This is a genomic window from Nocardioides sp. S5-5 (genome assembly GCF_054954065.1).
This window is the reverse complement of the sequence record NZ_CP199913.1, coordinates 4,089,354-4,105,571: the sequence shown is the minus strand read 5'-3', so window position 1 is coordinate 4,105,571 and position 16,218 is coordinate 4,089,354. Positions and strand designations below refer to the sequence as shown.

Annotated in this window: 17 protein-coding genes; 7 read left to right on the top strand and 10 right to left on the bottom strand. The window is 71.9% G+C overall.

The genetic code is table 11. The features are described from left to right. The first annotated feature begins 9 nt into the window (after positions 1-9). Entirely contained in the window at positions 10-1,227 is a 1,218-nt protein-coding gene (locus tag ACUP6Y_RS19930; RefSeq protein ID WP_462552604.1) for an acetyl-CoA C-acetyltransferase, read from the top strand. A gap of 96 nt (positions 1,228-1,323) precedes the next feature. On the opposite strand, the gene typA is transcribed toward ACUP6Y_RS19930, so the two are convergent. Next, positions 1,324-3,240 (bottom strand): translational GTPase TypA, encoded by a 1,917-nt coding sequence (typA, locus tag ACUP6Y_RS19925; protein ID WP_462552603.1) that lies wholly within the window; start codon positions 3,238-3,240, stop codon positions 1,324-1,326. A gap of 66 nt (positions 3,241-3,306) precedes the next feature. Here typA and ACUP6Y_RS19920 point away from each other — a divergent pair, with 66 nt between their 5' ends. Next, a complete protein-coding gene (locus tag ACUP6Y_RS19920; protein WP_462552602.1) occupies positions 3,307-3,996 on the top strand; it encodes an aspartate/glutamate racemase family protein in 690 nt (229 codons plus the stop codon). A gap of 18 nt (positions 3,997-4,014) precedes the next feature. Here the strand turns inward: ACUP6Y_RS19920 and ACUP6Y_RS19915 are convergent, their stop codons facing one another. After that, positions 4,015-4,758 (bottom strand): SDR family NAD(P)-dependent oxidoreductase, encoded by a 744-nt coding sequence (locus tag ACUP6Y_RS19915; RefSeq protein WP_462552601.1) that lies wholly within the window; start codon positions 4,756-4,758, stop codon positions 4,015-4,017. Between the two features lie 93 nt (positions 4,759-4,851). On the opposite strand from ACUP6Y_RS19915, the gene mshA reads away from it, so the two are divergent. Then, the gene (gene mshA, locus ACUP6Y_RS19910) at positions 4,852-6,132 is read left to right on the top strand and encodes a D-inositol-3-phosphate glycosyltransferase (RefSeq protein WP_462552600.1); all 1,281 of its coding nucleotides are present in this window, start codon (positions 4,852-4,854) and stop codon (positions 6,130-6,132) included. Continuing rightward, the gene (locus tag ACUP6Y_RS19905; RefSeq protein ID WP_462552599.1) at positions 6,129-6,608 is read left to right on the top strand and encodes a type III secretion system chaperone family protein; all 480 of its coding nucleotides are present in this window, start codon (positions 6,129-6,131) and stop codon (positions 6,606-6,608) included. Before mshA ends, ACUP6Y_RS19905 begins: the two co-directional genes overlap by 4 nt. Positions 6,609-6,724: 116 nt before the next feature. Here ACUP6Y_RS19905 and ACUP6Y_RS19900 read toward each other — a convergent pair whose 3' ends face one another. The 3 genes from ACUP6Y_RS19900 to ACUP6Y_RS19890 form a co-directional block, all read right to left on the bottom strand. Further along, on the bottom strand, positions 6,725-7,558 hold the full coding sequence (locus tag ACUP6Y_RS19900; protein WP_462552598.1) for a hypothetical protein: 834 nt from the start codon (positions 7,556-7,558) through the stop codon (positions 6,725-6,727). A gap of 82 nt (positions 7,559-7,640) precedes the next feature. Next, entirely contained in the window at positions 7,641-8,798 is a 1,158-nt protein-coding gene (locus ACUP6Y_RS19895; protein ID WP_462552597.1) for an RNA polymerase sigma factor, read from the bottom strand. Further along, positions 8,795-9,208, bottom strand: coding sequence for a YciI family protein (locus tag ACUP6Y_RS19890; protein WP_462552596.1), 414 nt, complete (start codon positions 9,206-9,208; stop codon positions 8,795-8,797). Before ACUP6Y_RS19890 ends, ACUP6Y_RS19895 begins: the two co-directional genes overlap by 4 nt. A gap of 129 nt (positions 9,209-9,337) precedes the next feature. On the opposite strand from ACUP6Y_RS19890, the gene ACUP6Y_RS19885 reads away from it, so the two are divergent. Beyond that, the gene (locus ACUP6Y_RS19885; protein ID WP_462552595.1) at positions 9,338-10,255 is read left to right on the top strand and encodes a DMT family transporter; all 918 of its coding nucleotides are present in this window, start codon (positions 9,338-9,340) and stop codon (positions 10,253-10,255) included. A 49-nt stretch (positions 10,256-10,304) separates the two neighbouring features. Here ACUP6Y_RS19885 and ACUP6Y_RS19880 read toward each other — a convergent pair whose 3' ends face one another. Together ACUP6Y_RS19880 and ACUP6Y_RS19875 are read right to left on the bottom strand one after the other, a co-directional pair. Next, a complete protein-coding gene (locus ACUP6Y_RS19880) occupies positions 10,305-10,982 on the bottom strand; it encodes a response regulator transcription factor (RefSeq protein WP_141004123.1) in 678 nt (225 codons plus the stop codon). Continuing rightward, positions 10,979-12,187 carry a sensor histidine kinase gene (locus tag ACUP6Y_RS19875; protein WP_462552594.1) on the bottom strand — a complete coding sequence of 403 codons (1,209 nt, stop codon included), beginning with the start codon at positions 12,185-12,187 and terminating at the stop codon, positions 10,979-10,981. The genes ACUP6Y_RS19880 and ACUP6Y_RS19875 overlap by 4 nt, the downstream gene beginning before the upstream one ends. 122 nt (positions 12,188-12,309) lie before the next feature. On the opposite strand from ACUP6Y_RS19875, the gene phoU reads away from it, so the two are divergent. After that, entirely contained in the window at positions 12,310-12,963 is a 654-nt protein-coding gene (phoU, locus tag ACUP6Y_RS19870) for a phosphate signaling complex protein PhoU (protein WP_462552593.1), read from the top strand. A gap of 70 nt (positions 12,964-13,033) precedes the next feature. Here phoU and ACUP6Y_RS19865 read toward each other — a convergent pair whose 3' ends face one another. Genes ACUP6Y_RS19865 through ACUP6Y_RS19855 form a run of 3 tightly spaced genes read right to left on the bottom strand, consistent with a single transcriptional unit; the run spans position 13,034 to position 15,473 of the window. After that, positions 13,034-13,780 (bottom strand): phosphoglyceromutase, encoded by a 747-nt coding sequence (locus ACUP6Y_RS19865; protein WP_462552592.1) that lies wholly within the window; start codon positions 13,778-13,780, stop codon positions 13,034-13,036. After that, positions 13,780-14,397, bottom strand: coding sequence for a copper chaperone PCu(A)C (locus ACUP6Y_RS19860; protein ID WP_462552591.1), 618 nt, complete (start codon positions 14,395-14,397; stop codon positions 13,780-13,782). Before ACUP6Y_RS19860 ends, ACUP6Y_RS19865 begins: the two co-directional genes overlap by 1 nt. A 53-nt stretch (positions 14,398-14,450) precedes the next feature. Continuing rightward, the gene (locus ACUP6Y_RS19855) at positions 14,451-15,473 is read right to left on the bottom strand and encodes a UbiA prenyltransferase family protein (RefSeq protein ID WP_462552590.1); all 1,023 of its coding nucleotides are present in this window, start codon (positions 15,471-15,473) and stop codon (positions 14,451-14,453) included. A gap of 230 nt (positions 15,474-15,703) precedes the next feature. Between ACUP6Y_RS19855 and ACUP6Y_RS19850 the strand changes: the two genes are divergently transcribed. Beyond that, a complete protein-coding gene (locus ACUP6Y_RS19850; protein ID WP_028654642.1) occupies positions 15,704-16,189 on the top strand; it encodes a CarD family transcriptional regulator in 486 nt (161 codons plus the stop codon). Positions 16,190-16,218 lie beyond the last annotated feature (29 nt).

Sequence of the window (16,218 nt, the reverse complement as noted above, 5' to 3'; positions counted from 1 at the left end):
AGCCCACCCGTGCCCGAAGCCGTCCTCGTCTCCGCCGTCCGCTCGCCGATCGGCCGTGCCTACAAGGGCTCGCTGCGCGAGATGCGGCCCGACGACCTGGCCGCCCAGCTGGTCGACGCCGCGCTGTCCGCCGTACCCGAGCTGGACCGCACCCTGGTCGAGGACCTGATGATGGGCTGCGCGCAGCCGGCCGGCGAGCAGGGCTACAACATCGGCCGGATGGTCGCGCTGCGCCTCGGCCTCGACGGCGTCCCCGGCACCACCGTGCATCGCTACTGCGCCTCCTCGCTGCAGGCCACCCGGATGGCCCTGCACGCCATCCGCGCGGGCGAGGGCGACGTCTTCGTCGCGGCCGGCGTCGAGACCGTCTCCCGGTTCCAGCACGGCAAGGCCGACGGCATGCCGGACACCCGCAACCCGCTGTACGCCGCGGCCGCCTCGCGCGCGGCCGAGCGAGCCGCCGCCCGCGAGCCGTGGGTGGACCCGCGCTCGCTCGGCGAGCTCCCGGACGTCTACCTCGCCATGGGCGAGACCGCCGAGAACGTCGCCCGCTACTGCAACGTCTCGCGCGCGGCCCAGGACGAGTACGCCGTGCGCAGCCAGAACCTCGCCGAGGCCGCCGCCCAGCGCGGCTTCTGGAAGACCGACATCACCCCGGTCACCCTCGCCGACGGCACCGTGGTCGACGCCGACGACGGCCCGCGCGCCGGGGTCACCCTGGAGAAGGTCGCCTCGATGCAGCCGGTCTTCCACCCCGAGGGCACCGTCACCGCCGCCAACTGCTGCCCGCTCAACGACGGCGCCGCGGCGCTGGTCGTCATGAGCGACACCCGCGCCGCCGAGCTCGGCATCACGCCGCTCGCCCGGGTCGTGTCCACCGGTGTCTCCGCCCTGAGCCCCGAGATCATGGGCCTGGGGCCGGTCGAGGCCAGCCGCCAGGCCGTCGCCCGCGCCGGCCTGGCACTCGGCGACATCGACCTGGTCGAGATGAACGAGGCCTTCGCGGCCCAGGTGCTGCCCTGCATCGACCAGCTCGGCCTCGACCTCGACCGGGTCAACGTCAACGGCGGCGCGATCGCGCTGGGCCACCCGTTCGGCTCCACCGGCGCCCGGATGGCCACCACGCTGATCCACGGCCTGCAGGAGCGCGACGCGCAGTTCGGTCTGGAGACCATGTGCGCCGCCGGTGGGCAGGGCATGGCGATGGTGCTCGAGCGCCTGAGCTGACCTGCCGCTGAGCGGTCCCAGGAACGCCAGACCCCGCCCCGGTGAGCCCGAGGCGGGGTCTGGAACGTTGCGCCGCCGTACGACGGCGGGGTGGTGCTACTTGTTGGCCTTCTTCGCTCGGCTCGCGGCCTTGGCGCGCTCGTTGGCGTCGAGGTTCACCTTGCGGATGCGCACGGTCTCGGGCGTGATCTCGACGCACTCGTCCTCGCGGCAGAACTCCAGGCACTGCTCCAGCGACAGCTTCTTCGGCGGGATGAGCTTCTCGAAGTTGTCGGAGGTGGCGGAGCGGATGTTGGTCTGCTGCTTCTCCTTGGTGATGTTGACGTCCATGTCGTCGGCGCGGGAGTTCTCGCCGACGATCATGCCCTCGTAGACCTCGGTCGCCGGCTCGACGAAGAGCACGCCGCGCTCCTGCAGCGAGGTCATGGCGTACGCCGTCGCGGCGCCCGACCGGTCGGCCACGAGCGAGCCGGACTGGCGGCTGCGGATCTCGCCGGCCCACGGGAAGTAGCCCTCGGAGATGGAGTGTGCGATGCCGGTGCCGCGGGTCTCGGTGAGGAAGTCGGTGCGGAAGCCGATCAGACCGCGGGCGGGGACGATGAACTCCATGCGCACCCAGCCGGTGCCGTGGTTGGTCATCCCCTCCATCCGGCCCTTGCGGTTGGCGAGGAGCTCGGTGATGGTGCCGAGGAACTCCTCGGGCGCGTCGATCGTGAGCCGCTCGAAGGGCTCGTGGGTCTTGCCGTCGATCTCGCGGACGACGACCTGCGGCTTGCCGACGGTCAGCTCGTAGCCCTCGCGACGCATCTGCTCGACCAGGATGGCCAGGGCCAGCTCGCCGCGGCCCTGGACCTCCCACGCGTCGGGGCGCTCGGTGGGCAGGACGCGGAGCGAGACGTTGCCGACCAGCTCGGAGTCGAGGCGGTCCTTGACCAGGCGGGCGGTGACCTTGTGGCCCTTGCCGCCCTTGCCCACGAGCGGGGAGGTGTTGGTGCCGATGGTCATCGAGATGGCCGGATCGTCGATGTGGATGAGCGGCAGCGCGACCGGGAACTCCTGGTCGGCGAGGGTCTCGCCGATGGTGATCTCGGGGATGCCGGCGACGGCGACGATGTCACCGGGGCCCGCGGACTCCCCGGGCTTGCGCTCGAGGCCCTCGGTGATGAGCAGCTCGGTGATCTTGACGTTCTTGGTCACGCCCTCGCGGTTGATCCACGCGACGTTCTGGCCCTTCCTCAGGTTGCCCTGCTTGATGCGCAGCAGCGCGAGACGACCCAGGAAGGGAGAGGCGTCGAGGTTGGTGACGTGGGCCTGCAGGGGCGCCTCGTCGTCGTACTCCGGCGCGGGGATGGTCTCCAGGATGGTCCGGAAGAGCGGCTCGAGGTCGCTGCCCTCGGGCAGGGTGCCGTTCTCGGGCTTGGTGAGCGAGGCGATGCCGGCCTTGCCGGAGGCGTAGACGACCGGGAAGTCGAGCGCGTCTTGGCTGTGCGAGTCGTCGAGCAGGTCCATGAACAGCTCGTAGGTCTCGTCGACGACCTCGTCGATCCGGGCGTCGCCGCGGTCGGTCTTGTTGACCACGAGGATCACCGGCATGTCGGCGTTGAGCGCCTTGCGCAGCACGAAGCGGGTCTGGGGGAGCGGGCCCTCGGACGCGTCGACCAGCAGCACGATGCCGTCGACCATCGACAGGCCCCGCTCGACCTCGCCACCGAAGTCGGCGTGGCCGGGGGTGTCGATGATGTTGATGACCATTCCGTCGGCGGCGCCGTCGCCGAGCATCTCCTGCGCGGACGGGCCGCGGTAGTGGACCGCGGTGTTCTTCGCGAGGATCGTGATGCCCTTCTCGCGCTCGAGGTCACCGGAGTCCATCACGCGCTCGGCGACGCCCTCGGCCTGGTGCGCGCTGAACGCGCCGGCCTGGTGGAGCATCGCGTCGACGAGGGTCGTCTTGCCGTGGTCGACGTGGGCGACGATGGCGACGTTGCGGAGATCGGTACGACGAGTCTGGGACACGAGCGACCAGCCTACTGGCGGCGGACCTCCCGACTCGCATCGTCGCCTTCGCCCTAGACTCGGCTCATGCAGACCATCGGACTCGTCGGCGGCATGTCGTGGGAGAGCAGCGCGGCGTACTACGAGGCCCTGAACCGGGGCGTCGAGCAGCGTCTCGGCGGCCTCCACTCGGCCCAGAGCGTGATGGCGTCGGTCGACTTCGCCGAGGTCACCGCGCTCCAGGAGGCCGAGGACTGGGACGGCGTCGCCGCCATCCTGCGCGCCGCCGCCGAGTCGGTCGAGCGTGCCGGCGCCGACTTCCTCATGCTCTGCACCACCACCTTCCACCGGGTCGCCGAGCAGGTCCAGGCCGCCGTCTCGATCCCACTGCTGCACCTCGGCGACGTCGTCGCCGAGGCCTGCAAGGCGGAGGGCGTCGAGAGCGTCGCCCTCCTCGGCACCAAGTTCGCGATGTCGCGCACCTTCTTCACCGACCGGATCGCCAGCCACGGCCTGTCGGTGCTCGTCCCCGACGCCGGGCACCACGACGAGCTGAACCGGATCATCTACGACGAGCTGGTCCACGGGAAGGTCGTCGACGACTCCCGCCGCGCCGTCGTCGGCATGATCAGCGAGGCCTGGGACGCCGGCGCCGGCGGCGTCATCCTCGGCTGCTCGGAGCTGGAGCTGCTCATCCGTCAGGCGGACTCCGAGATCCCCGTGTTCCCCTGCACCACGCTGCACGTCACGGCGGCGCTGGACCGCGCGCTGGCCTGAGGGGCCGGCAGGGGCCGCTCAGGAAGTCCGATGCACCTTGTGCTGGGCAGCCTGGGCGCGCGGCTTGATGACCAGCTCGTCGATGTTGACGTGGGCCGGCCGGGTGGCGACCCAGGTGATCGCGTCGGCGACGTCGTCGGCGACCAGCGGCTCGGCGACGCCGGCGTAGACCGCGTCGGCGCGGGCCTGGTCGCCCCCGAACCGGGTCAGCGAGAACTCCTCGGTGTGGACCATCCCCGGCGCCACCTCGCAGACCCGGACCGGCTGGTCGAACAGCTCGAGGCGCAGCGTCTCGGTGACGACCTTGGTGCCGTGCTTGGCGGCTGTGTAGCCCGCGCCGCCCTCGTAGGCGCCGCGGCCGGCGGTCGAGCCCACGTTGACGATCACGCCCGCGCCGCCGGCCACCAGCGCCGGCAGCAGCGCCTTGGTGACCTGCATCAGGCCGAGCACGTTGACGTCGTACATCCGGCGCCACTCGTCGGCGTCGGCCTCCGCGACCGGAGCCAGGCCGAAGGCGCCGCCGGCGTTGTTGACGAGGACGTCGAGCCGGGGCCCGACCGCCGCGGCAAGGCCGGCGACCGACGCGGCGGAGGTCACGTCGCAGACCACGGCGCGGCCGCCGATCTCGGCGGCGAGGGCCTCGATCCGGTCGGCGCGGCGGGCCGCGCAGACGACCTCGAAGCCCGCGCGGGCGAGGTGGCGGGCGGTGGCTGCCCCGATGCCGCTGGAGGCCCCGGTGACGACGGCGATGCGTGTGTTCATGCCCCCCATCCTGTCCGACCGGGAATGCCGGGCACACTGACAGGGTTGACCGACTGACCACGAACAGGCGACAGCGACCAGCAGGAGGGTGCGATGGGGGAGTCGGCGATCGGCCGTGTCGCCATGATCAGCCTGCACACCTCGCCGCTCGACCAGCCGGGCACGGGTGACGCGGGCGGCATGAACGTCTACGTGGTCGAGCTCGCGCGGCGCCTGGCCGAGCAGGGCACCGCGGTCGACATCTTCACCCGCGCGACCAGCTCCCGGCTCGACCCGGTCGTCCCGGTCCGCGACGGCGTGACCGTCCACAACGTGCATGCCGGTCCGTTCGAGGGCCTCACGAAGGACCAGCTGCCCGGCCAGCTGTGTGTGTTCGCCCGCGAGGTGCTGCGCGCCGAGGCGGCCCACCCGGCCGGCCACTTCGACGTCGTCCACTCCCACTACTGGCTCTCCGGCCAGGTCGGCGCGCTCGCCCGCGACCGCTGGGGCGTCCCGCTGGTCCACTCCATGCACACCATGGCCAAGGTCAAGAACGAGGCGCTGGCCGCGGGTGACACGCCCGAGCCGCAGGCCCGGGTGATCGGTGAGGAGCAGGTCGTCGAGGCGGCCGACGTGCTGATCGCCAACACCGACCTCGAGGCCAAGCAGCTGATCAACCTGTACGACGCCGACCCGGGGCGGGTCGAGGTCGTCCACCCTGGCGTCGACACCGACGTGTTCCGGGCCCGCACCCCGGCCGAGCGGGCCCGCGCGCGCCGCGAGTGCGACCTCCCCGACGACGCCCTGGTGCTGCTCTTCGCGGGCCGGATCCAGCCGCTCAAGGCCCCCGACGTGCTGCTGCGCGCGGTGGCCGAGCTGCTGGCGCTGCGCCCCGACCTGCGCCCGCGGCTGGTCGTCCCGGTGGTCGGCGGACCGTCCGGCAGCGGCCTGGAGCGCCCGGCGGCGCTGGCCAATCTCGCGGCCGAGCTGCGCATCGACGACGTCGTCCGCTTCGTGCCGCCGGTGCCCCAGCACGAGCTCGCCGGCTGGTACGCCGCCGCCACCCTGGTCGCCGTCCCGTCCTACAACGAGTCCTTCGGCCTGGTCGCCGCCGAGGCCCAGGCCTGCGGTGCGCCGGTGGTCGCCGCGGCCGTCGGCGGCCTCACCACCGTGGTCAAGGACGGTCACAGCGGCCTGCTCGTCGACACCCACGAGCCCCACGACTGGGCGCGCGCGCTGGAGCGGGTCGTCGTCGACCCCGACCACCGAGACCGGCTCGCGGCCGGCGCCCTCGAGCAGGCCCGCCAGTTCTCGTGGGAGGCGACCGCCGCCCACACCGTGGAGGTCTACGAGCGTGCCCACGCGCTCTTGCGGCAGGAGGCCCGGGTCGGATGAACCCCGCGGACGTCGTACGCGCCTGGCTCGCGGACAACGAGATCGAGTTCGAGGAGACCGAGAACGGCACCTTCAGCTTCTCGCTCCCCGGTGAGAGGAAGCTGCAGACCCCGGTCCGGCTCGACCTGGGGCCGCACGCGCTCGGCGTGCATGCGTTCGTGTGCCGCCGTCCCGACGAGGAGTTCGAGCGGGTCTACCGCTGGCTCCTGGAGCGCAACCTCAAGATGTACGCCGTCGCCTTCGGCCTCGACCACCACGGCGACATCTACCTCGACGCCCGGCTGCCGCTGTCCTCGGTCACGACCGACGACCTCGACCGGCTGCTCGGCTCGGTGCTGACCTACGCCGACGAGGCGTTCAACACGATCCTCGAGCTCGGCTTCGAGTCGTCCATCCGCAAGGAGTGGGCGTGGCGGATCGAGCGGGGCGAGTCGACCGCGAACCTGGAGGCCTTCCGCGGGTGGCTCGAGCAGTGACGAGCCTCGCGGCGAGCCGGGCGGCCGCCGCCGACCTCAACGCCCTGTTCGGCACCGGTCCGGAGGCGGACCAGCCGAGCTGATCCGCCTCCGGTGTCCCCGGTGAGCCGGCCGGATCAGCGGCGTACCCGCCACTTCACCAGCGCCGGCGTGGCCTCGAACTGGCCGGACTCGCCGACCGAGCGGACCCGGACCTTGTGCTTTCCGGGCTTGAGGTGCTTGACCTTCAGCGGCGATGCGCACGCCTTCCAGGCCAATTTGTCGACCTTGCACTCGAAGGTGACGTTGGGCTTGTCCGCGATGAAGCCGATGGTGGCCGACTTCTTCTTGGTGACCTTCTTGGGCTTGCTGACGACGGTCGTCTCCCCGGGGGCGTCGTCGGTGGTGATGGTCAGCGTGAACCCGCTCGCCAGCTGGCCGACGAAGCCGCCGAGGTCGTCCGAGGCGTACAGGGTCCAGGTGCCGTTGGCGCTGCGGCCGTCGAAGGCCGAGAGCTTGTCCGCGAACGTCGTACCCGCCGGGAGGGTGTCGTTGCCCGGCTCGTACTCGCTCGGCTGGTAGGAACCCGTCGGGCAGGCCGCGTTGGTCGGCATCATGGTGCCCGCCTCGTCGTCGATCGCCAGGTAGGCGCCGGTCAGCGGGGTGCCGCTGCCGCCGCAGGCGTCCGACATCAGGCGCACCACCTGCGAGGAGCCCGGTGCCCGGAGGTAGATGTCGAGGTCGCGCGGCCAGGTGTGGAACACGTTGTTGAGCACGACGTCGACGTCGGTGATCCGGCCGGGCAGGTTGGTGACGTCGATGGTCGCCGTGGTGATCGCGGCGTCGGGCACGACGACGGCCGGCGGGTGGGTGAGCGTGCGGACGGCCGCCTGGGCGGGCGTGGCGGTGGTGAGGCCGGCGAGGCCTCCGAGGGCGATGACGGCTGCGGTCATCAGCGCGAGACGGCGCATGGTGGGACCTTTCCGAGGAGGGGGAGGTGCTGACCTCCTCCAGACCTGCGGACCCCGGGCCGTGATACACCGAGTTTCCGGATCACCCGCCGGAGTGCAGCCGGCTCGCCTGCCGGGTGAGGTGGTCCCGCTCGGCGACATTGGTGGCCCGCTCGGCGGCGAGCCGGTAGAGCCGGGCCGCCTCGGCCGGGTCGCCGGCCCGCTCGTGCAGCCAGGCGGCGACGGCGTCGCGGCGGGGCAGGTCGGCGGGCAGTCCCTCGACCTGGCGCAAGCCCGCGAGCGGGCCGTCGACCTCGCCGAGCGCGACCGCGCGGTTGAGCGCGACCACGGGACCGGGCGCCAGGCGCAGCAGCTCGTCGTACCACTCGAGGACCTGGGGCCAGTCGGTCTCCTCGGCGGTGGCGGCGTCGTCGTGGAGGGCGGCGATCGCGGCCTGGGCCTGGTACTCGCCGAGCGCGTCGCGGGCCAGCGCCGCCTGCAGCACCGCCACGCCCTCCGCGATCATCGCGGTGTCCCACAGCGAGCGGTCCTGCTCGGCGAGCGGGATCACCGCCCCCGCGGAGGTACGACGGGCGCGGCGGCGCGCGTGGTGGAGCAGCATCAGGGCGAGCAGGCCGTCGACCTCGGGGTCGTCGGTCGCGCCCGTCAGCTGCCGGGTCAGCCGGATCGCCTCCTCGGCCAGGTCGACCGTGCCGGTGAAGCCCTCGTTGAAGATCAGGTAGAGCACTCGCAGCACGGCGCCGACCTCGCCCGGCCGGTCGAACCGCTCGCCGCCGACGGTGCGCTTGGCACGGCTGATCCGCTGCGCCATGGTCGCCTCCGGCACCAGGAACGCCTGCGCTATCTGGGCCGTGGTGAGCCCGCCGACCGCGCGCAGGGTGAGCGCGATCGCCGACGCCGGCGTGAGCGCGGGGTGGCAGCACCGGCTGAGCAGGAGCAGGGTGTCGTCGGCCTGCTCGGACGGACCCGGCTCCGGCTCCAGGTGGACCCGCAGCTCCCGCCGCTCACGGGCGTGCGCCGAGCGCTGCGCGTCGATCAGCTTGCGGCCGGCGACCTTCACCAGCCAGGCCCGCGGGTTGTCCGGCCACTCGTCCCGCCGGTCCGAGGGCCAGTGCCGCAGCGCCTCGATCAGCGCCTCCTGGACGGCGTCCTCGGCCGCCGCGAAGTCGGCTCCGCGGCGGACGAGGATGCCCAGGACCTGGGGCGTGAGGTCGCGCAGCACCTCGCCCAGGTCGCTCATTCGGTGACGACCGGCGGCTCGCCGTAGAACGGGCGGACCTCGATCCACTCGTGGATCGGCCGGCCGCCGGGACCCGGCGCCGACGACAGCCGCGCCGCGGCCTCGTAGGCGCGCTCCCGATTGTCGACGTCGATCACCATCCAGCCGGCGATCAGGTCCTTGGTCTCCGCGAACGGGCCGTCGGTCACCGGGGGACGGCCCTCACCGTCGTACCGGACGAAGGTGCCCTCGGGCGAGAGCGCCTGCTCGTCGACGAACTCCCCGCGCTCGCGCAGCTCGTCGGCGACCAGCTGCATGAACGCGATGTGCGCGGTGACCTCCTCCGGCGTCCACTGGTCCATCGGGACGAGGTCGTCCTTGGCGATCGCGTGGTCGCCGCGGTAGTGCTTGAGCAAGAGGTACTTCGCCATGATGTTCTCCTTGGGTCCGAGACGGCCATCTTGCCGCCTTCACTCCAGAGACGGAGCCACCGAGGCGTCCTCGACACCGATCGGGAGAATCTCTCGAAGGATGTCGGCGGCGGTCCCTAGAGTCCTCTCGTGACGAAGCGTGGGTGGTCGCTGTTCCTGGCGATGTGCGTGATCTGGGGCCTGCCCTACCTGTTCATCCGGATCGCGGTCGAACACGTCTCCCCGGCCGGGCTGGTGTTCCTGCGCACCGCCCTCGCCGCGCTGCTCCTGCTCCCGCTGGCGCTGCTGCGCCGCGAGGTCGGGCCGGTGCTGGCGCGATGGCAGCCGCTGGTCCTGTTCGCGGTCATCGAGATCATGATCCCGTGGGTGCTGCTGGGCCACGCCGAGCAGCGCATCTCCTCGTCCCTGGCCGGCCTGCTGGTCGCCGCGGTGCCCCTGTTCGGCGCACTGGCGTTCCTGGTGACCAGCCATGCGGAGCGGTTCACCGCCGCCCAGACCGGTGGCCTGGCACTGGGCTTCGCGGGCGTGGCCTGCCTGGTCGGCCTCGACATCGGTCACATCGACGTGCTCGCCGTGGCCGAGATGCTGGGCGTGGCGGTCTGCTACGCCACCGGCCCGCTGATCCTCGCGCGCTGGTTCGCCGACCTCTCCGGCCTCGGCGTGATGGCCTGCGCGCTCACCCTCACCGCCGTCGTCTTCTCGCCGTTCGGCGTGCTGGACCCGCCCACCGGCCTGCCGGCGAAGGCCTGGCTCAGCATCGCGGTGCTGGCCCTGGTCTGCACGGCCCTGGCCTTCGTGGTCTTCCTCGAGCTGATCAAGGTCGCCGGCCCGACCCGCTCGACGATCATCACCTACGTCAACCCGGCGGTGGCGATCGTGCTGGGCGTGCTCCTCCTCGACGAGAAGGTCACCACCGGCATGATCGTCGGCTTCCCGCTGATCCTGGTCGGGTGCGTGGTCGCCGCGGGCGGGCGGGCGGCGGCGCCCGAGCCGGCGGCCGACATCGCGCTCACGGTCGAGGCGGACCCACCGGCGTCCGGCTCCTGAGCCGGCTCCGGGCCGGGGCCCGGCGGGGGGCTCGCCGGTCGCGCGATTCTCAGACGTCGAACTTGTAGCCGAGCCCGCGCACGGTGACCAGGAACTTCGGCTCGCTCGGCTCCGGCTCCAGCTTGGCGCGCAGCCGCTTGACGTGGACGTCGAGGGTCTTGGTGTCGCCGACGTAGTCGGATCCCCACACCCGGTCGATCAGCTGGCCGCGGGTCAGCACCCGGCCGGGGTTGCGCAGGAACATCTCGAGCAGCTCGAACTCCTTGAGCGGCAGCCGCTGCTCGGTGCCGTCGACGGTCACGACGTGGCGCTCGACGTCCATCCGCACCGGCCCCGCCTCGAGGGTGTCGGGGAGCAGCTCGTCGCCGATGCCGCGGCGCAGGACGGCGCGGATCCGGGCGACCAGCTCGCGGGGGGAGTACGGCTTGGTGACGTAGTCGTCGGCGCCGAGCTCGAGGCCGACCACCTTGTCGACCTCGTCGTCCTTGGCGCTGACCATGATCACCGGGACGTTCGACGTCTGCCGGATGGTGCGGCACACCTCGGTGCCGGGGATGCCCGGCAGCATCAGGTCGAGCAGCACGATGTCGGCGCCGTTGCGGTCGAACTCCTTGAGCGCCTCGTTGCCGTCGGCCGCGATCGCGACCTCGAACCCCTCCTTGCGGAGCAGGTACGCCAGCGCGTCGCTGTAGCTCTCCTCGTCCTCGACGACAAGTACCCGGGTCATGCGTCCTCCTGATCATTCATGCGTCCGCCCGGCGCTTCCGGGGTGGACGCGAGCGGCGCGAGCCGAAGGTACGGCCCGTCCGTCTCGTGGTGCAGGTGCTGCGGCAGCGAGAGGGTGAAGGTCGAGCCCTGACCCTCCACGGACCACACGCGCACCTCGCCGCCATGGGTGGCGGCCACGTGCTTGACGATCGACAGCCCCAGACCGGTGCCGCCGGTCGAGCGGTGCCGGGCGGGATCGACCCGGTAGAACCGCTCGAAGATGCGCTCGACCTCGGCCTCGGGGATGCCGATGCCCTGGTCGATGACGGAGACCTCCACGTTGTGCCCGACTCGTTTGCGAGTCACCACGACGCGGGAGTTGGGCTCGGAGTAGGCCACCGCGTTCGCCACCAGGTTGGAGACGGCGGCACTGACCTGCTTCTCGCTGCCCAGCACCTTCAGCCCCTCCTCGCCCTCGGCGATGAGCTGGATGTCCTTGGCGTTGGCGTTCATGTCGACGAAGTCGACCGCGGAGGCCACCACGTCGTCGAGCGAGACCGGGACCGGTGAGTCGAGCGGCTCGTCGCCCTGCAGCCGCGAGAGCTCGATGATCTGCTGGATCAGCCGCGAGAGGCGGTCGCTCTCGGTGAGCATCCTGGAGGCGAACCGGTAGACGGCGTCCGGGTCGTCGGCCGCGTCCTGGACCGCCTCGGCGAGCAGCCGGATCGCGCCGATCGGCGTCTTGAGCTCGTGGCTCACGTTGGCCACGAAGTCGCGTCGTACGGCGTCGACCTGGCGCTCGCGGGTGCGGTCCTCGACCAGGGCCAGGACCAGCCGCGAGCCCAGCGGCGCCACCCGGGCGGTGACGTGGCGCGGCGTGCCGGTCGCGCGCGGCACGATCAGCTCGGTCTCGCGGATCTGGCCGTCGCGTCGTACCTGACGGATCAGGCCGCCGAGTTCGTCGGAGAGCAGTGTGGTGCCGCGCACGAAGCCCATGGCGTACGCCGGGGCCGACGCCTTCACGACGGCGTCGGACTCGTCGACGACCACCGCGCTGCTGCGCAGCACCGAGAGCACCGCGGCCACGCCGTCGGGCAGCAGCGGCTCCTCGGGCGCGTGGTAGACACGTTGCTGGCGGTCGCTGAGGTGCCATGCCAACATGGCCCCGCCCGCCACGAGGGCGCCGAGGAGCGCGGCCAAGAAGGCCTGCGTCGTCGGGTCCACGTCTCGATCGTACGGCGCGTGCGGGGCCGGGCTCCGCATCAGCGGGTGCGTGCTTCGCGATGTTCACCCCGCGTTCACCGCACCTCGCTTGCTGGACACCTCGGCTCCGTACGCTCGGGCCCATGCGTGATGCCTACACCGACCAGCTCGACGCGATCTTCGACGACCTCGCCGGAATCTCCCGCCGCGTCCAGGCGGCGGTCGGCGAGGCCACCGAGGCCCTGATGACCGGCGACTCCTCGATCGCGGAGAAGGTGATCAGCCAGGACGTCGAGATCGACCGGGCCCGTGAGAAGGTCGAGGACTCCTGCTTCGCCCTGCTCTCCCTCCAGCAGCCGGTCGCCGGCGACCTGCGCACCGTCGTCGCGGCGCTGCGCATGGTCGCCGAGCTCGAGCGGATGGGCGACCTGTCCGTCCACGTCGCCAAGATCGCCCGTCTCCGCGTCCCCGATGTCGCTGTCCCCGACGAGGTGCGCCCGACCATGGCCCGGATGGCCGAGGTCGCCGAGGACATGGTCGGCCGGGTCACCGAGGTGATCTCGGGGCGTGACGTCGAGGCCGCCATCGCGCTGGGGCGCGACGACGAGGAGATGGACCAGCTGCGCCGCCGCAGCTTCACCGAGCTGCTCGGCGACGAGTGGACCCACGGCGTCGAGGCCGCGGTCGACATCGCCCTGCTCGGCCGCTACTACGAGCGGATCGCCGACCACGCCGTGTCCGTCGCCAACCGGGTCATCTTCGTGGTCACCGGCCACAACCCGGCCCCCGCCGCCTGAACTCCTGCAAGCCCCGCCGACCCGGCGCAAAAGTGACACTTTTGCGCCGGGTCGGCGGTGCTTGCAGGAGTCAGCGGCCCTGGTTGGCCACGGCGGCGGCAGCAGCGGTGGCGGCCTCGGGGTCGAGATAGCGGCCACCGGGTACGACGGGGGCGAGGGTGTCCTCGTCGAGCTCGTAGACCAGCGGCATGCCGGTGGGGATGTTGAGCCCCGCGATGTCGGTGTCGCTGACCTGGTCGAGGTGCTTCACGATCGCGCGCAGGCTGTTGCCGTGGGCGGCGATGAGGACGGTGTGCCCGGCGCGCAGGTCCGGCACGATGCCGGCGTCCCAGTAGGGGAGCAGTCGGTCGATGACCTGCTTGAGCGCCTCGGCGCGGGGCATCTCGTCGCCGAGGTCGGCGTAGCGCGGGTCGCCGGCCTGGGAGTACGGGTCGGCGTCGTCCAGCGGCGGCGGCGGGGTGTCGAAGGAGCGGCGCCAGAGCATGAACTGCTCCTCGCCGTACTCGTCGCGGACCTGCGCCTTGTCCTTGCCCTGCAGGGCGCCGTAGTGGCGCTCGTTGAGACGCCAGGAGCGGCGCACGGGGATCCAGTGCCGGTCGGCGGCGTCGAGCGCGAGCGCGGCGGTGTTGATCGCGCGGCGCTGCAGCGAGGTGTGGACGACGTCCGGCAGGATGCCGGCCTCCGCGAGGAGCTCGCCGCCGCGGACCGCCTCGCGGCGGCCCTTCTCGGTGAGCGCGACGTCGACCCAGCCGGTGAACAGGTTCTTCGCGTTCCACTCGCTCTCGCCGTGGCGGAGCAGGACCAGGGTGAACGTCATCAGTGCGCGCTCTCGGGCTCGGGGGCCTCGTCGGCGCAGTTGAACGTCGCGTCGCCGGACTCGTCGGCGTGCGCCTCGTCGCCCTCCTCCTCCGCGGCGGCGTCGGCTGCCGCGCCGTCGGTGGCCTTGGCGGAGGAGCTCTCGCTGGGCAGGTCGGTGGGGACCTGGGTGTACTGGAAGCACGGCTTGACGACCGGGACGTCGAGGCTGAGCGTCGTACCGTCGCTGAAGGTCAGGTCGAGGGCGACGTAGTCGCCGGCGGTGAAGTTGCCGCTCAGCGGTACGACGGCCGAGGTGGCCAGGTTGACCGTGCCGCGGCCCGCGACCTGGACCGGCTCGAAGTCGCCGGCGGACACGCCGGCGGTGGACGACACCGCGTCGAGCGCGATGTCCTCGCGCACGTTGTTGGACAGCGACCCGATCAGCCGGCCCTCGCCCTTCGCGGTCGCGAGGACCCGGATGCCGAGCGCGTCGACGTCGCCCGTGCGGTCGTTGACACCGGCGGCGATCGTGTTGACCCGGTCGGTGGGGTAGTGGAACCCACAGCCGCTGAGGGCGGTGGCGGGAACGACCGCCAGCAGCAGTCCGGCGAGCGCGGATCGGCGCAGGTGGGGCATGTCGGCAGGCCTCCGGGTCAGGTCGGGTCGAAGCGGGCTCACTCTAGCGGGGCTCAGCGGCTGAGGCCGACCCGGGCGCCGACGACGGCCAGTGCGACGACGACGCCGACGGTGAACAGCGTCGACAGGGCGAGCAGCCGGGTGGCGCCGAGCTTGAGCCCGAGCCTGAGCGGCAGGTAGGTCCACCCGTCCTCGTGGTCGGCGACCAGTCCCCACACGGCCCGCATGAAGTGGATGCCGACGCCGAGCAGTGCCGCGAGCGCCACGACGGCCGGCTCGGGCGCGCTGCCGACGGCCTTGCCGCCCCAGCCGCCCCAGGACAGGTACGCCGGCAGCAGGGCGTACGACGCCGCCCACGACCACCAGGACAGGAAGCCGGTGCGCAGCACGATGTTGCCGAGCATCGCCACGGCCACGGAGCCGAGATAGTAGGCACCGGCGCGCACGCCGGTGGTCGTGGCCAGCGGCACGAGCAGCAGGAAGGCGACGACGATGGCGTACCAGACCGTGCCGACCTCGAGCCGGCCCGCGGCGACCGGCTTGCCGGTGAGGCCGTGCGCCTCGTCGCGCTGGCGGTCGACGATGTCGTTGTGCCAGCCCAAGATGGTCTGGCCGACCAGCACGGTCACCAGGACGACGCCTGCCTCGCGGGCCGGTCGCCCGGCCACCGCGGCGACCAGGCCCATCGCGAGCGCGGTGGTGAGCGCCTGCTTGGCGTGGGCGGCCTGCAGCAGCTGCAGCGGGACGACCTCGGCGGGACTGCGGCCGCCGAACAGCCGGCCGGTGAGCCCCGAGCGGTCCGGGACGTGGGGCAGCGCGGGGCGCTCGACGTCCTCGTCATCCGTGGCCGGCTCGTCCGCGGATGCGTCGACCTCGTCCGCCTCGTCGACCTCGTCCGCGGATGCGTCGACCTCCTCCGCCTCGAGGGGAGCAGGCTCCTCGGCGGCCTCCTCGGCCACGACAGCCTCCTCGGCGACCGAGTCCACGGCCTGCTCCGGGGTCTCCTGGGGGGGCTCCTCGGTCAGGGTCCCCTCCCCGGAAGCACGGCCGCGCCGCCAGCGCTGCATCTTCGCCATGGCGAGCAGTATTGACCACGACGGACCAGCATGGGGGTGGGCCCGCCGATCGGGCGGGACCGGTCGGCGGACCGCTCCCGGTGACGTGGCTCACGGCCGCGCCGCCCGCCCGGACCATAGGACCGCCCCGTTGTCAAGCCGCCGATTGTGCCCCTGACCTGCGCAAACGCATTCGGAGAGTCGTTGAAGGCGTGGTAAGATAGGTCTCCCTAGGAAGGGGTTTTGCTCATATGACTTTCACCGTCGGCGAAACGGTCGTCTACCCCAATCACGGGGCCGCTGTCATCGAGAACATCGAGATGCGGACGATCAAGGGCCAGGAACGGCAGTACCTCGTGCTTCGGATTGTCGCCCAGCAGGACCTCGTGGTCCGTGTGCCGGCCGACAACCTCGATCTCGTGGGTGTTCGGGATGTCGTGGACAAGGACGGGCTGGACCGGGTCTTCGGAGTGCTCCGCGCGGAGCACGTCGAGGAGCCGACCAACTGGTCGAGGCGCTACAAGGCGAACCTCGAGAAGCTCCACAGTGGCGACGTCATGAAGGTGGCCGAGGTCGTGCGCGACCTGTGGCGCCGCGAGCGTGACCGCGGTCTGTCGGCAGGCGAGAAGCGGATGCTCGCCAAGGCCCGCCAGATCCTGGTCTCCGAGCTCGCGCTCTGCGAGAACACCAACGAGGACAAGGCCGAGACCATCCTCGACGAGGTGCTCGCGTCCTGACGCACCTCTAGCCTCACGCCGGCGGCGTC

Bases quoted from the DNA above. Each gene is read 5' to 3' on its own strand.
- ACUP6Y_RS19920 (WP_462552602.1), top strand. From the start codon at position 3,307: ATGCAGACCATCGGACTCGTCGGCGGCATGTCGTGGGAGAGCAGCGCG.
- ACUP6Y_RS19915 (WP_462552601.1), bottom strand. From the start codon at position 4,758: ATGAACACACGCATCGCCGTCGTCACCGGGGCCTCCAGCGGCATCGGG.
- mshA (WP_462552600.1), top strand. From the start codon at position 4,852: ATGGGGGAGTCGGCGATCGGCCGTGTCGCCATGATCAGCCTGCACACC.
- ACUP6Y_RS19905 (WP_462552599.1), top strand. From the start codon at position 6,129: ATGAACCCCGCGGACGTCGTACGCGCCTGGCTCGCGGACAACGAGATC.
- ACUP6Y_RS19900 (WP_462552598.1), bottom strand. From the start codon at position 7,558: ATGCGCCGTCTCGCGCTGATGACCGCAGCCGTCATCGCCCTCGGAGGC.
- ACUP6Y_RS19895 (WP_462552597.1), bottom strand. From the start codon at position 8,798: ATGAGCGACCTGGGCGAGGTGCTGCGCGACCTCACGCCCCAGGTCCTG.
- ACUP6Y_RS19890 (WP_462552596.1), bottom strand. From the start codon at position 9,208: ATGGCGAAGTACCTCTTGCTCAAGCACTACCGCGGCGACCACGCGATC.
- ACUP6Y_RS19880 (WP_141004123.1), bottom strand. From the start codon at position 10,982: ATGACCCGGGTACTTGTCGTCGAGGACGAGGAGAGCTACAGCGACGCG.
- phoU (WP_462552593.1), top strand. From the start codon at position 12,310: ATGCGTGATGCCTACACCGACCAGCTCGACGCGATCTTCGACGACCTC.
- ACUP6Y_RS19865 (WP_462552592.1), bottom strand. From the start codon at position 13,780: ATGACGTTCACCCTGGTCCTGCTCCGCCACGGCGAGAGCGAGTGGAAC.
- ACUP6Y_RS19860 (WP_462552591.1), bottom strand. From the start codon at position 14,397: ATGCCCCACCTGCGCCGATCCGCGCTCGCCGGACTGCTGCTGGCGGTC.
- ACUP6Y_RS19855 (WP_462552590.1), bottom strand. From the start codon at position 15,473: ATGGCGAAGATGCAGCGCTGGCGGCGCGGCCGTGCTTCCGGGGAGGGG.
- ACUP6Y_RS19850 (WP_028654642.1), top strand. From the start codon at position 15,704: ATGACTTTCACCGTCGGCGAAACGGTCGTCTACCCCAATCACGGGGCC.